General features: G+C 71.2%; 13 protein-coding genes and 1 pseudogene. 10 read left to right on the forward strand and 4 right to left on the reverse strand.

Features of this window, described 5'->3' with window-relative positions; genetic code table 11:
• Nucleotides 1-49 precede the first annotated feature (49 nt).
• A complete protein-coding gene (locus AX721_RS21235; protein ID WP_068877970.1) occupies nt 50-532 on the forward strand; it encodes a DUF411 domain-containing protein in 483 nt (160 codons plus the stop codon).
• 141 nt (nt 533-673) lie between these two features.
• Here the strand turns inward: AX721_RS21235 and AX721_RS21240 are convergent, their stop codons facing one another.
• Together AX721_RS21240 and AX721_RS21245 are read right to left on the reverse strand one after the other, a co-directional pair.
• Nucleotides 674-1,066 (reverse strand): DUF305 domain-containing protein, encoded by a 393-nt coding sequence (locus AX721_RS21240; RefSeq protein WP_068877971.1) that lies wholly within the window; start codon nt 1,064-1,066, stop codon nt 674-676.
• Nucleotides 1,067-1,089: 23 nt separating this feature from the next.
• Complete coding sequence (locus AX721_RS21245; RefSeq protein WP_068877972.1) at nt 1,090-1,491, reverse strand: four-helix bundle copper-binding protein; 402 nt, start codon at nt 1,489-1,491, stop codon at nt 1,090-1,092.
• Nucleotides 1,492-1,802: 311 nt separating this feature from the next.
• Here AX721_RS21245 and AX721_RS21250 point away from each other — a divergent pair, with 311 nt between their 5' ends.
• The 3 genes from AX721_RS21250 (at nt 1,803) to AX721_RS21260 (ending at nt 5,217) form a co-directional block, all read left to right on the forward strand.
• Nucleotides 1,803-4,328: a heavy metal translocating P-type ATPase gene (locus AX721_RS21250; RefSeq protein WP_068877973.1), complete on the forward strand. Its 2,526-nt coding sequence runs from the start codon at nt 1,803-1,805 to the stop codon at nt 4,326-4,328.
• Nucleotides 4,325-4,756, forward strand: a complete 432-nt coding sequence (gene cueR / locus AX721_RS21255; protein ID WP_068877974.1) for a Cu(I)-responsive transcriptional regulator — start codon at nt 4,325-4,327, stop codon at nt 4,754-4,756. The genes AX721_RS21250 and cueR overlap by 4 nt, the downstream gene beginning before the upstream one ends.
• A gap of 143 nt (nt 4,757-4,899) precedes the next feature.
• Complete coding sequence (locus AX721_RS21260; protein WP_068877975.1) at nt 4,900-5,217, forward strand: hypothetical protein; 318 nt, start codon at nt 4,900-4,902, stop codon at nt 5,215-5,217.
• 170 nt (nt 5,218-5,387) lie between these two features.
• Here the strand turns inward: AX721_RS21260 and ftsH are convergent, their stop codons facing one another.
• Entirely contained in the window at nt 5,388-7,295 is a 1,908-nt protein-coding gene (ftsH, locus tag AX721_RS21265; protein ID WP_082765678.1) for an ATP-dependent zinc metalloprotease FtsH, read from the reverse strand.
• A 181-nt stretch (nt 7,296-7,476) separates the two neighbouring features.
• Nucleotides 7,477-8,166, reverse strand: a complete 690-nt coding sequence (locus AX721_RS21270) for a DUF6629 family protein (protein WP_068877977.1) — start codon at nt 8,164-8,166, stop codon at nt 7,477-7,479.
• 92 nt (nt 8,167-8,258) lie between these two features.
• Here AX721_RS21270 and AX721_RS21275 point away from each other — a divergent pair, with 92 nt between their 5' ends.
• The 6 genes and pseudogenes from AX721_RS21275 to AX721_RS21300 all read left to right on the forward strand — a co-directional run bounded on the left by AX721_RS21275 (nt 8,259) and on the right by AX721_RS21300 (nt 13,949).
• Nucleotides 8,259-9,446: an acetate/propionate family kinase gene (locus AX721_RS21275; protein ID WP_068877978.1), complete on the forward strand. Its 1,188-nt coding sequence runs from the start codon at nt 8,259-8,261 to the stop codon at nt 9,444-9,446.
• 92 nt (nt 9,447-9,538) lie between these two features.
• Complete coding sequence (locus tag AX721_RS21280) at nt 9,539-11,188, forward strand: copper resistance system multicopper oxidase (RefSeq protein ID WP_068877979.1); 1,650 nt, start codon at nt 9,539-9,541, stop codon at nt 11,186-11,188.
• Between the two features lie 29 nt (nt 11,189-11,217).
• A complete protein-coding gene (locus AX721_RS21285) occupies nt 11,218-11,922 on the forward strand; it encodes a copper resistance protein B (RefSeq protein ID WP_068877980.1) in 705 nt (234 codons plus the stop codon).
• 88 nt (nt 11,923-12,010) lie between these two features.
• Complete coding sequence (locus AX721_RS21290; protein WP_156467313.1) at nt 12,011-12,316, forward strand: hypothetical protein; 306 nt, start codon at nt 12,011-12,013, stop codon at nt 12,314-12,316.
• A gap of 87 nt (nt 12,317-12,403) precedes the next feature.
• Nucleotides 12,404-12,712 (forward strand): hypothetical protein, encoded by a 309-nt coding sequence (locus AX721_RS21295; RefSeq protein ID WP_068877982.1) that lies wholly within the window; start codon nt 12,404-12,406, stop codon nt 12,710-12,712.
• Between the two features lie 107 nt (nt 12,713-12,819).
• Nucleotides 12,820-13,949 (forward strand): annotated as a pseudogene (locus AX721_RS21300) (methionine adenosyltransferase).
• The last annotated feature ends 9 nt before the right edge of the window (nt 13,950-13,958 follow it).

The following is a 13,958-nucleotide window of genomic DNA, read 5'->3' on the forward strand; positions in this document are numbered from 1 at the left end:
CCAGGGGCCTTCGGGCCCCCTATACGAAGCCATGACGAAGAGGTCACCCATGCGTTCAACCTACCGCCCACCTCCGGGCCCTCACCGCCGCCGTCTGCTCTTGGGCGCCGCGTCCCTGCTGCTCGCCGCCGGCTGCGCCCAGGCGGCGCCCGCCCGTGAGCTGGTTGTGTTCAAGACGCCCTACTGCGGCTGCTGCAACGGGTGGATCACGCACATGCGTCGCGCCGGGTTCAACCCCGTGGTGCGGGTGGTGGATGACCTCAACCCGGTCCGCGCCCAGTACGGCGTGCCGTTCAAGCTGTCGTCATGCCACACGGCGGTGGCGGGAGGATACGTGATCGAGGGGCACGTCCCGCCGGCCGATGTCGCCCGGCTCCTGGCCGAGAAGCCGAACGCGGTCGGCCTCACCGTCCCGGGCATGCCCATTGGTTCGCCGGGCATGGAAAGCCCCTCGGGCGAAATGGAGCGGTTCGCGACGCTTCTGCTGCTGGACCGGGCAGGCCGAACGCGGGTGTTCGCCCACCACGGTTGAGGCTACCCAAGACCCCGACCTTGCGCCGAGTGGGCGCGACGGACCAAGTAAGCCGCCGCGCCGTTTGCCCGGCAGGCCAGGACTCAAGGCCGCCACAGCGGCCACGGCGCGGACTCGGCTGGCCCGGCTCCCCCGCCGGCCCTAAGGCTTGGGCGTTCGGCCGCCGTTCCGGTCGAGCCAGCCCTGCAACTCGGCGATGTCCTTGCGCTGATCGTCCGCCATGCGCGCCGCCATCCGCTTCGCCTCGGCGTTGTCGCCGTGTTTCTCCAAGACCTCGACCATGGCGAGGCCCATCCGGTGATGCTCGATCATCTTCAACGCGAACGCCCGGTCGGGGTCGGCGTCGTCCCTCGACATCATGGTCTTGTGCATGTCCTGCATGACCCGCATGAAGTCCTGCTTGGCCATGGCGCCATGCTGCATGCCGCTGTGATCCATGCCCTTGTGCTGGGCGCCGGACTTGGCGGGCGGCTGGCCAAGCGCGGGAGCGGCGGCAAGCGCCGCCGCAGCGGCCAAGAAAACGATCATCTTCATCTCGTCGTCCTCGGGGTCGGAAATCAGTGGAAGGTCTGCAGCGCGGCCCGACAGGCCTGCTCGCAGCGCCGGCAGGATTCCGCGCAGATGCGGCAGTGCTCGTGCATTCCGGCATGGCGCTCGCACTCCTCGGCGCACACCCGGCAGGCCTCCTGGCAAGCGGTCAGCACCGCCTGGATGGTCCGCTCATCGGACCCCGTGCGGCGCGAGGCGACGGCGCCGGCCGCCGCGCAGATATCGGCGCAGTCCAGGTTGAGGCGGATGCACTGGGTGAGCTCGCGTACCGTCACCTCGCCTAGGCAGGCGTCGGCGCAGACGGTGCAGGCCTGGGCGCAGTCGTAACAGTCCTCGATGCAGCGGATGAGGGTGTCGTTGGTGTTCCCGCGCACGTGCGGATGGGTGGCGATCATCTCTTGGGCGTGCATGGACGCTCTCCCGTTCTGATGGATTGCCGCTGAACCCGCCCGGCGCGGTCAGGTTCCGGAATTTCCGGCAATGGAAGACAGAAACGGCCTCGCACCTCTCAATGTGAGGGATGCGTTCCGCGCGCGCGTATCAGTATTGAATGGACGGGTGCTTGGCGGACGGGGCGGGTGGACGGGCGCGTGGCGGCCTGGACCTGCAAAACCTTCCCGCGATGGGAGAGAAAATGCGCGGCTGCGCCAACGAAGACCTTGACCTTCCCATCATGGGAAGGTGCATCTGAGGTGGGCATCGAAGGTCAGGAGACACCCGAATGCCCGAAGCCATCCTCACGCCGATCGAAATTCCGGTGCGCGGCATGACCTGCGCCAGCTGCGTGGGCCGCGTGGAGAAGGCGATCAAGGCGGCGCCCGGTGTGGCCGCGGCGAGCGTCAACCTTGCGACCGAGCGCGCGCACGTGGACCTCGCCTCCACCGACCAGATCGCAGGCGTCGTCGAGGCGATCCGCAGGGCCGGCTATGAGCCGCTCGAGCGGACCTGGGAGCTGCGCATCCACGGCATGACCTGCGCGAGCTGCGTCGGCCGCGTGGAGCGCGCCCTGCGCGCGGCGCCCGGCGTGGTCTCCGCCAGCGTGAACCTCGCGACCGAGCGCGCCACCGTCGTGGTCCTCGATGGCGCGGTCGAGCTCCCCGACCTCGTCGCGGCCGCAGCCCGGGCCGGGTATCGGGCCGAGGCCGCCGCGGCGGTCAGTCCGGACCACACCGATCGGGAACAGGCGGCCCGGGACGCCGAGATCGCCGGCCTGAAGCGCTCGGTGATCCTCGCCGCCCTGGCCACCGGACCGCTGTTCTTCCTGGAGATGGGCCGGCACTTCGTGCCCGGGGTCCATCACTGGCTCGCCGGCGCCATCGGCGAACAGCCCTGGCGGCTCGTGAGCTTCGCGCTCGCCGCCTTCGTGCTGTTCGGGCCGGGCCTGCGATTCTTCCGCAAGGGCGTGCCGAACCTCTTGCGCCGCACGCCCGACATGAACTCCCTTGTGGCGCTCGGCACGAGCGCGGCCTTCGCCTACTCCACGGCCGCCACTTTCGCCCCCAAGCTGCTGCCGGCGGGCGCCGACCACGTCTACTACGAGGCGGCGGCGGTGATCGTGACCCTGATCCTGCTCGGCCGCCTGTTCGAGGCCCAGGCAAAGGGCCGCACCAGCGAGGCGATCCGCCGCCTGATGACGCTGCAGGCCAAGTCGGCGCGCGTGTTGCGCGGCGGGCGCGAGCTAGAGGTTCCCATAGACCAGGTGATCGCCGGAGACGTGGTGGTGGTCCGCCCGGGCGAGCGTATCGCCGTCGACGGCGAGGTGGTGGACGGCGGCTCCTTCGTGGACGAATCGATGATCACCGGGGAACCCATTCCGGTGCAGAAGGGACCGGGCGACGCCGTCGTCGGCGGCACGGTGAACAAGACCGGCGCCTTCCGCTTCCGCGCCACCAAGGTCGGGGCGGCCACCCTGCTTGCCCAGATCGTCCGCATGGTGCAGGCCGCCCAGGGCGCCAAGCTCCCCATCCAGGCGCTGGTGGACAAGGTGACGTCCGCATTCGTGCCGGTGGTTATCGGCGTCGCGGCAGCCACCTTCGGCGCCTGGTTGCTGCTCGGTCCCTCCCCCGCGCTCAGCTTCGCCCTCGTCAACGCCGTGGCGGTGCTGATCATCGCCTGCCCCTGCGCCATGGGGCTCGCCACCCCCACCTCGATCATGGTGGGCACGGGCAAGGCCGCCGAGCTCGGGATCCTGTTCCGCCAGGGAGAGGCCTTGCAGAGCCTGCGCGGTGTCCGCGCCGTGGCCTTCGACAAGACCGGAACCCTGACTCTCGGCCGCCCCGCCCTCACCGACCTCGAGCCGGCGGAGGGCTTCGCCGAAATGGCCGTGCTGCGGCTGGCGGCGGCTGTGGAGGGACGCTCCGAGCATCCCATCGCCGCGGCGGTCGTCGAGGCGGCGAAGGCCCGCGGTCTCGCCATACCCGAGGCGGAGGCGTTCGAATCCGTCCCCGGTTTCGGGGCGAGCGCTCGGGTGGACGGGCGCCGCGTAGAGATCGGCGCGGACCGCTTCATGCAACGGCTCGGCGTCGATATCGGCCGCGTCGCCGATCGGGCGGCGCAGCTGGGCCGCGAGGCCAAGACGCCGCTCTTCGTCGCCGTGGACGGTGAACTCGCGGCCCTCCTGGCTGTCGCCGACCCCATCAAGCCGACCACCCCCGAGGCGCTGGCGGCGCTGCACGCTGAGGGCCTGAAGCTGGTGATGATCACGGGCGACAACCGCCGCACCGCAGACGCCGTGGCCGCCGCCCTCGGACTGGACGATGTGCTGGCCGAGGTGCTCCCGGACGGCAAGGCCGAAGCCGTCCGGCAGCTGCAGCAGCGGTACGGCCACGTCGCCTTCGTGGGCGACGGGGTCAACGACGCGCCGGCGCTGGCCACCGCCGACGTCGGCATCGCCATGGGCGCCGGGACGGACATCGCCATCGAGAGCGCCGACGTGGTGCTGATGCGCAGCGATCTGCGGGCCGTCGCCACCGCAATCGCGCTCAGTCGCGCGGTGCTGCGCAACATCCGCCAGAACCTGGCCTGGGCGTTCGGCTACAATGTCCTGCTGATCCCGGTAGCCGCCGGCCTGCTCTATCCGGCCATGGGCGTCCTGCTCTCCCCCATGGTGGCGGCCGGCGCCATGGCGCTCTCGAGCGTCAGCGTGCTGGGCAACGCCCTGCGGCTGCGCGGCTTCCGCGCCCCCACCGGCGGGCCTGCGCGCCCCACACGCCAGCGGGCCGCCCCCGTCGCAGGAGCCGCGGCATGAACATCGGACGCGCCGCCAAGGCTTCCGGCGTCTCGGCGAAGATGATCCGCTACTACGACGACATCGGCCTGGTGCGGCCGGCTAGCCGCACCGGTTCGAACTACCGCGAGTACGATGAGCGGCGGGTCAACGAGCTGCGGTTCATCAAGCGGGCCCGCGCGCTGGGCTTCTCCGTTCCGGAGATCGAGCATCTGCTCTCGCTGTGGCGCGACCGGGAGCGTCCCAGCCGCCAGGTCAAGGCCATCGCCGACCGCCATGTGGCGGATCTCGACGCCCGCATTGCCGAGATGCAGGCCATGGCCGACACGCTCCGGCACCTGTCGAGCTGCTGCGCCGGGGATGACCGCCCGGACTGCCCGATCCTCGCGGACCTCACCGGCGGCGCCGAACCGGCCGAACCGGCGGCCACGGCGCACCGGCGACGCTGAGCATTGCCGAGAGGCGGACAGGCGAGCCCGGTCCTGCGTCCGCATTGCGCACGCAGGACCGGGGCGCGGGGTGACGGGTCAGCTGTGCGTATCCCCCACAGGCGTCCACTTGCGCCGGACCTAGAGAAGCAGGAGAAAGTGCGATGCGGAACATCATGCGGACGACCGGCCTGGCCTTCGGTCTCGGCCTCGCGCTCGCGGCGTGCCAGAGACAGGAGGCGCAAGCCCCGGCCGAGGCGGTCCCGGCGCCGCCGGACGCCCCCTCGGCGGCGGCCACGACGCCCGCCGGATCCGACGCCACAAACCCGGCCGTCGCCCCGGTGGCGCCTTCGACCTCGACGGCCCGGGCGCCTGCCAAGTCCGAGCCGCCCAAGCGGGCCACCGAGCCCGCCGCGGCGGACCACACAGACATGCCCGGCATGGACCATTCGAAGATGGAGGGCATGGATTCCAAGAAGTGAGCGCGGATGGGCCCCACGCGGTGGGCCCGGCAGAACCCGATCCCGATCGTGGAGCCCGCAGCGCCGGGCCAGAACGAGGCACAGGTCATGGTCGGCCGCGTTCTGTACGACGATGACCGGTCCTCGTTGTCGACGCATCGTCGCCGTGGCGGGGTACGGTCTTTCGACGATCAGGCGGGGCGATCATCTTTCGGCGGCCGCGCGTTCGGCTGATCGCCGAGCAGGGCGCGTACATCCTCGCCAGACAGCGTTTCGCGGTCGAGCAGCGCCTCGGCGATGCGCCGCAGCTGGTCGCCATGGTCGATCAGGATCCGTCGGGCGCTGGATTCGCCGTCTTCGACAATGCGGCGGGTTTCCTCGTCGATGATCTGCGCCGTCGCTTCCGACACATTGCCGCGCAGGCCGCCGCCGTGCCCGAGGAACCCGCCCGACTCGTGGTCGGCGTAGCGCAAGGGGCCGAGCTTTTCGCTGAAGCCGAATTCGGTGACCATCCGGCGCGCAAGGTCGGTCGCCTGGCGGATGTCGTCGCTGGCCCCGGTCGTGATCCACTCCTTGCCGAAGGTGAGCTCCTCGGCGACGCGCCCGCCGAACATCATCGCAATCTTCGCTTCCAGCTCCATCTTGGCGAAGCCGTAACGATCACGCTCGGGCAACGACATAGTCACGCCCAACGCCCGTCCCCGGGGGATGATCGTCACCTTGTGCAGCGGGTCGTGCCCCGGCGAATACAACGCCACCAGCGCATGGCCCGCCTCGTGATAGGCGGTGATCGTCTTCTCGCCCTCGGTCATCCCGGCCGAGCGGCGTTCGGCTCCCATCAGCACCTTGTCCCTGGAGGCCTCGAAGTCGGCCATGGTGATGTGCTCGGCGCCGTTGTGGGCCGCCAGCAGGGCCGCCTCATTGACCAGGTTGGCGAGATCCGCGCCCGAAAAGCCGGGCGTGCCCCGCGCGATGACCCGGATGTCGATGTCCGGCGCGGTGGGGGAGCCTCCCAAGTGCACCTTCAGGATCTGCTCACGTCCCTCGATGTCCGGAACCTGTACCACCACTTGGCGATCGAAACGTCCAGGGCGCAGCAAAGCGGGATCCAACACGTCGGGCCGGTTCGTCGCGGCGATCAGGATGACGCCCTCATTTGCGTCGAAGCCGTCCATCTCCACCAGCAGCTGGTTCAGCGTCTGCTCGCGCTCGTCGTTTCCGCCGATGCCGCCGCCCCGGTGACGGCCGACCGCGTCGATCTCGTCGATGAAGACGATGCAGGGCGCGCGGGCCTTGGCCTGGGCGAAGAGGTCGCGGACCCGCGAGGCGCCGACGCCCACGAACATCTCGACGAAGGCCGATCCAGACATGCTGAAGAACGGCACGCCCGCCTCGCCGGCGATGGCCCGCGCGAGCAGGGTCTTTCCGGTCCCGGGCGGGCCGACGAGCAGGCAACCTTTCGGGACCTTGCCGCCGAGCTTCCCGAATTTGGCCGGTTCCTTGAGGAATTCGACGATCTCGCGAAGTTCCTGTTCGGCTTCGTCGATGCCGGCCACGTCCTTGAAGGTGACGCGGCAGGCCTCCGGCGCCAGCACCTGCGCGCGAGACTTGCCGAACCCGAGCGCCTTGCCGGCGCCGGTCGCCGGTCGCCGAAGACAGACTAGGAAGCCGATCGCGACCAAGGCCAGAACCAGGAGGGGCAGCAAGCCGAAGGCGGCCGGGAGGAGTCCGCCGCCCGCCCGGGGCGTCACCGTCACCCGAACGCGGTGGTCCACGAGGCGCGATATCAGTCCGGGATCCTGCGGCGCGAAGGTGCGGAAGCGGCTCGCATCCGTCAGCGCGCCCGAGACGGTTTGGCCGGCGAGGACAACCTCTCGGACCTTGTCGCCGTTGACCAGAACGATGAAGTCCGAATAGGCGATCTCTCGCTCGGGCCTTGCAGCTGACCCTCCTGCGCCGCCGCGCGAGGTTGTCGGGCTGACGCCACCCTGGCCATAACCGCCGTCCGCGCGGGCGGCCCCGCTGTGGGTCAGGACTGCTGCGCCGAGCACGAGCGCCAGGCTGGCGCGGGCGAGCACTCTCCGTAAAGGCGTGACCATGGCGATCCTCGCATGCGTCAGCTGTCCCGCCGCTGACGGGCAGGAGCAGCGGAAAGACGCTCCATCCGCTGCGGGGTTACACAGCGGCTACGCTCAGACGGGGCGGGCACGGCCTCATGACGGCATTACTGAGGACGCAGCGAAGCCGCACCCTGGAGATCCGATCGAGGCTCCGCTCGGCCTAGGCGGGCGCCCGCAACGCCCATGCCTTACCCCGAAGGCCACCCGAGGAAAACGGCCGCCAGACGAGGTAGAGCGACATCAGCGCGCCGCCGAAACAGAAGACCGAGATGTAGGCGTACTGGAAGAATAGGTAGGTGGCCACGAAGACCAGGGCCACCAGCACCCCGAATACCCGCGCGTCCTTGTCGGTGCTCAGCAGTAGCGGCCCGATGACCACGAAGAGGTAGATCGCATAGGTGAATTCGCGGCCGATCACATAGTCGAGGAGCGCCTTGCCCTCGTAGCTGATCGCGGCGCCCAGGAACCGGGTGGCGAGCCACCCCTCATGGGCGAAGTAAGGCACATACTGCAGCCCGCCGAGCATCCCGCCGGCGACGGCCAGCAGGAGGTAGACCGGCCGCCGCCGCCCCGGCTCCAGGAAGTAGACCGAGAACGGCACCCACACCGGCCAGGCGAGCCAGGAGAAGAACAGGTAGGCGAGCGAGAAGCGCTCCACGACCGCGGCGTCGCCGGCCGCGCCGAAGCGCCAGACGAACCCCTCCATGAGCTGCTGGGCGGCGAACAGCACCGGAAGGGCGGACAGCGCCAGATAGCGGCGATCCCCGCGCCAGGCCCGCGCCAAGCTGACCGCGCCGAGCGGCGCCAGGACACCCGCCGCCGTGAAGCTCGCCGCCGCCGAGAAGCACATGCCACATATCCCCAAGCCCAACGGGCTTCCACGCTGGAGCGCCCGCCCATAGATGGATACGCTTAGCCGATGCCACGCCCTCGTCCCAGACCGTGAGCCACGTTCCACCCAGGCGCCTGCTGGTCCTCAACAAGGGGTCGTCCAGCCTCAAGTTCGCGCTGTTCGAGCCGCGCGGCCTACGCCGGCTCGCCCGCGGGAGCCTCCGCGATCTCGGCGGCGCGCCGCAACTGAAGCTCGAGCGGGAGGGTGGCGCACCGGGGTCGGAGCCGGTTCCCGGGCCCCTGAGCCCGGACGAGGCCGCCGAGCGCCTGCTCGCGCGGCTGAAGGCGCACGGTCTCCTAGAGGGCGTCACGCTGGTCGCCCACCGCATCGTGCACGGAGGGGCGACGTTCCGTGCGCCGGCCGCGCTCGACCCGGCGACCCTGGTCGCCCTGCGCGCGCTCTCGCCGTGGGCGCCGCTGCACCAGGACGCCAGCCTGGACGTCGCCGACGTGGCCCGTGGGCGCCTGGCGGGCGCCATGCATGTCGCCTGCTTCGACACCGCGTTCCACGCCGACCAGCCGCGCCTCGCGCGGCTCTACGCCCTCCCCCGTCGGCTGATCGAGGATGGCGTGGTCGCCTACGGGTTCCACGGCCTGTCCTACGCCCATGTGGCCGGCCGCCTTCGGCGGCTCGACCCGCAGGGCCGCGGCGGCCGGGCCGTCGTGGCGCACCTCGGCAGCGGCGCCAGCCTCTGCGCCCTGCGGTCGGGCGCCAGCCTCGCCACCACCATGGGGTTCAGCACTCTCGACGGCGTCCCGATGAGCACCCGTTGCGGGGCGATGGATCCAGGGGTGATCCTGCACCTGCTGCAGCACCGCGGGCTGACGCCGCGCCAGGTGAGCCACTTGCTCTACGAGGAGGCGGGGTTGCTGGGGCTCTCCGGCGTCTCCGGCGACATGCGGACCCTGCTCGCCAGCTCTACGGCCGAGGCCGCTGAGGCCATCGACTTCTTCGTCTATCGGGTCAGCCGGGAGATCGGCGCCCTCGCGGCCGTGCTGGGCGGGATCGACACCCTGGTGTTCACCGGCGGCGTGGGCGAAGGCTCCATGGAGGTGCGCGCGCGGATTTGCGCGCAGGCGGCCTGGCTCGGCGTCGAGATCGACCCGGTGCGCAATGCGGCGGGCGCGCCCGAGATCGGGACCGGGCGGGTCCGGGTCCTGGTCGAGGCCGCTGACGAGGAGTTCGCGATGGCGGAGGCGCTGGTCGAGGCCGGGTTCGCAGACCCGCGCGAGGGCTGAGCCCCGGCCCTGCGGCGCACGGCCGCGCCGCCGCCGCGTAAGCCGCCGCGGCGTGCTGCGTCTTCAGCACGATCTCGCGCACAGGACCTCACATGCGTTTGCTTGCTTCGGCCTCGGCCTTCGTCGCCCTGGCGCTGGCCGCGCCCGCCTTCGGCGGCGTCTATGACCTCACCCTGCAGCCCTCCAGCGTCACGGCCGCCGGCAAGACCGCGCCGGCGCTGAGCATCAACGGCCAGATTCCGGGCCCGCTGCTGCGCTGGCGCGAAGGCGAGGAGGTCACCCTCAACGTGACCAATCGGCTCGCGGAGGACGCCTCCATCCACTGGCACGGGATCATCCTGCCGCAGGAGATGGACGGCGTGCCGGGCCTGAGCTTCGACGGCATCAAGCCCGGCCAGACCTTCACCTACCGGTTCAAGGTCCGGCAGTCGGGCACCTACTGGTATCACAGCCACTCCGGCCTGCAGGAGCAGCAGGGGATCTTCGCTCCCATCATCATCGACCCGGCGGAACCCGACGGGATCGCGGCGGATCGGGAGTACGTGGTCGTCCTGTCGGACTGGCTGAAGGAGAACCCCTACCGCGCGCTGCGGAACCTGAAGAAGGACAGCGGCTGGTACAACTACAACCGCCGCACCGTGGGCGACCTCGTCACCGACCTCCGGCGCGCGCCGGACGGCGAGGCGCGCGCCGCGGTCGTGCGCGACCGGCTCGCCTGGGGCCGGATGCGGATGGACCCCACGGACCTCACCGATGTCTCCGGCTACGCCTTCCTGGTGAACGGCAAGGATGCGGCGGCCAACTGGACGGCGCTCTTCCGCCCCGGCGAGCGGGTCCGCCTGCGCTTCGTCAACGCTTCGGCCATGACCTTCTACGACGTCCGCATCCCGGGCCTGAAGATGACCGTGGTGCAGGCGGACGGCCAGAACGTGCGGCCGGTGGAGGTGGACCAGTTCCGCATGGCCATGGGCGAGACCTATGACGTGATCGTCCAGCCCGAGCAGGACCAGGCCTACACCCTCTTCGCCCAGGCCTTCGACCGTTCGGGCTACGCCCGCGCCACCCTGGCGCCGCGCGAAGGCATGACCGCGCCGGTTCCCAGGCTCGACCCGCGGCCCGTCCGCACCCTGGCCGACATGCCCATGCCGGGGATGAAGATGGCGGCGGGCGCCCACGCCGGCCACGGCGCGCCGGAACCCGCACCGCGGCTCGCCCGCCACGACATGCCCGGGATGGAGGCGGCCCGAACGCCGGAGATGGACATGGACGAGGTGGCCATGGAGGCGCACCTCCACCCCGGCCTCACCCCGCCGGCCACGGTGCTGGCCTACGACGACCTCGCCGCCGCCCGCGCCTATCCCGACCGCACGCCGCCGGCGCGGGAGGTGACGATCCGCCTCACCGGCTCGATGAACCGCTACTACTGGTCCATCGACGGCCGCAAATGGCCGGGCGTTCCGCCGCTGAAGGTGCGCTACGGGGAGCGCGTGCGGGTCCGCATCGTCAACGAGACCATGATGGAGCACCCCATGCACCTGCACGGGATGTGGATGGACCTGGTCAAGGCGGACGGCGCGCTGGGCGCGCGCAAGCACACGGTGATCGTCGGGCCGAACAGCACGGTGACGGCCGACATCACCGTAGACGCCCTGAAGACCTGGGCCTTCCACTGCCACATCCTCTTCCACGCCGCGACCGGGATGATGACCACCCTGCAGGTGGCCGAGGTGGTCGCCCCTTAGACCCGTCCCGCACATTCCAGGAGACATCCATGAGACCCCTGCTGTTGGCCGCCGCCCTGGCGGGCCTGGCTGCGCCCGCCCTCGCCGCCGACCCCCGCGACGCGGCGCCGCCCTATAGCTTCTGGCTCTCCCGAACCGACGGGGGGGTGTCGACCAAGGGAGAGCAGGATTTCGACTGGGACGCCCAGGGCTGGGTGGGAAGCGACGAACAGAGGGCGTGGGTGAAGACCACGGGCAACCTGCAGGGCTCCGGCGCGCCGGACCGCGCGGACGTCCAGCTCCTCTACTCCCGGGCCCTCAACGAATTCTGGGATGTGCAGGCAGGCGTGCGCCAGACCCTGGAGCCGGCCGCCCGCACGTCGGCGGTGCTGGGCGTACAGGGGCTCGCTCCCTACTGGTTCGAGGTGGACGCCGCGGCGTTCCTGGGCGAGGGCGGCCGCCTCACCGGCCGCCTCGAGACCAGCTACGAGCTCACCTTCACGCAGAGGGTCTTCGCCGAGCCGTTCCTGACGGTGCGGTTCTCCACCAAGGCCGATCCCAAGCTGCTGGAGGGGCCGGGTCTCATGGACACCGAAGCGGGCCTGCGCCTGCGCTATGAGGTCTCGCGCAACTTCGCGCCCTACGTGGGGGTCAGCTGGGCCCGCCGCTACGGCGCCACTCGGCGGCGGCTCACGGCCGCGGGCGGGGACGGCGAGGAAACCTCAGGCCGGGCCGGGCTGCGGCTGCTGTTCTAGCGCCACCCGATCGTAACCCCCCACGGCGCGCGCGCGTCCTGGAAGCCGAGGGCCAGGTACGCTCCTCCGCGCGAGGGATGCAGAGTTCATGAGTGGAGATCGGCGACCGACGGGCCGGCGGGGTCGCCCGGGCGAAGAGCCCCTCGCGCCGCCGCGCCCACCTTCACGGCGGCCCGCGGCGGCCTTCCTGGTGCTGGCCTTCGCCGCCGTCGTCGTCGGCGGCATGGCGCAACCGCTCCTGACGGTCCTCTTCCCGGGCCTGGACGGCCGCGCGCCTTCGACCCTGGCCCTGGTCGCGGCGGGCCTCTTCGGCCTGGGGATCGCGCTGGGCCTCGCCTGGGCGCGTCTCTTCGGTCCGGCGCGCCGCGACGTCGGCCGGCGCCGGCGGCTGTAAGCCTGGCTCGTCGTGCGCGTCTAAGTCGGGCCGGCCTTTCCGGTCCCGGCGCGGCTCCGGACGCTTCCGGAGCAAAAGGAGGATCCGATGTCCGTCACCCACCCTGACGCCCAGGCAGCCCCTCGGCCCCGCCTGCAGGCGGAGCCAGCGCTCGCCATCGCCCCGCTCGGCCTCAGCCTGTCCATCTTCTTCACCCTCACCTTCGCGCTCTGCGCGCTCACCGCCTACATCCCCATCCTGCGGGAGTTCCACCTGCTCGAGGCGATCTGGCCCGGCGTCGCTTGGGGCAGGCCCGAGATGCTTGTCGTGGGCGCCGTCCTCGCCTTCGCCTGCGGCTGGTACGTGGCCCTCGTCTGGGGCTCCCTCTACAACGTCTTCGCGCGCCGTCGCGCGTGAGCGCCGGCGCGTCCGCGCGGTCCGCAGCCGGGAGAGGCCCGCGTCGAACCCCGGAGACCCCGGGCCTCTCCGTGACGCGCCGCCGTCCGGCGCCGGAGCCCGTGGAGGTGGTCGAGCGAAAGGGCATCGGCCACCCCGACAGCATCTGCGACGCGCTGGCCGAGTCCCTGTCGCGCGATCTGTGCGCCCGGTACAGGGCCGCCTACGGGACGATCCTGCACCACAATGTCGACAAGGCCCTGCTTTGCGCCGGGCGCGCCACCCCGGCCTTCTCGGGCGGACAGGTGGACGAGCCGATCGACATCTACCTGGCCGGCCGGGCCGCGAGCCTTGCGGAAGACGGCGGACGCTCGCTCCGCGAGCTGGCGGTGGAGGGCGCACGCGGTTGGCTCCGCGCCAATCTCCACGCCCTGGACGCAGAGCGCCACGTGCGGATCCATCCGGTGCTGAGGCCGGGCTCGCCGGAGCTTCGGGGGCTGTTCGGCGCCGCCGCCGGCGAAATCCCGCGCGCCAACGACACCTCCATCGGTGTCGGCTATGCACCGCTCAGCCCGCTGGAGCAGCTGGTCCTGCGGGTCGAGCGCGAATTGCGGGAGGACGCCCGGCCGGCACGGGGCGAGGATGTCAAGGTTATGGGGGTGCGGACCGGCGCCCAGGTCGCGCTCACCATCTCCTGCGCCATGGTCGGGCGCGAGATTCCCAGCCTCGCCGCCTACCGGGACGAAACGGCCGCGATCGCCGGGCGCGCGGCGGCCGCCGGCCTGGGAGCCGGCTTCGGCCGGGCCAGCATCGCCGTGAACGCGGCGGACCGGCCTGAAGCCGGACAGGTCTACCTCACCGTCACCGGCACGTCGGCGGAGGGCGGCGACGACGGCCAGGTGGGCCGGGGGACCGGGTCAACGGCCTGATCACCCCGGGCCGGCCGATGAGCCTCGAGGCTGCGGCCGGCAAGAACCCGGTCAGCCATGTCGGCAAGATCTACAATGTAGCCGCGCGGCAGATCGCCGAAGCGGTGATCTCAGCCTTGCCGCAGGTCACGCGCGCGGAATGCCTGATGGTGAGCCGCATCGGCGCCCCGATCACGGAACCTGCCGTGCTGAGCGTTCGGGTGGAGCTCGCGCGCGGCGCGGCCCTGCCCGATGTCGAGGCCGAGATCGACCGCCTGGCGGCGGGCGTGCTCGCAGGCCTGCCGGCCCGGCTCGAGGACTTCATCCAGGGCCGCATCGGCCTCTTCTAGAGCCGGCCG

Origin of the sequence: Phenylobacterium sp. CCH9-H3, assembly GCF_001557235.1 — a bacterium.
Lineage (GTDB): Bacteria > Pseudomonadota > Alphaproteobacteria > Caulobacterales > Caulobacteraceae > Phenylobacterium.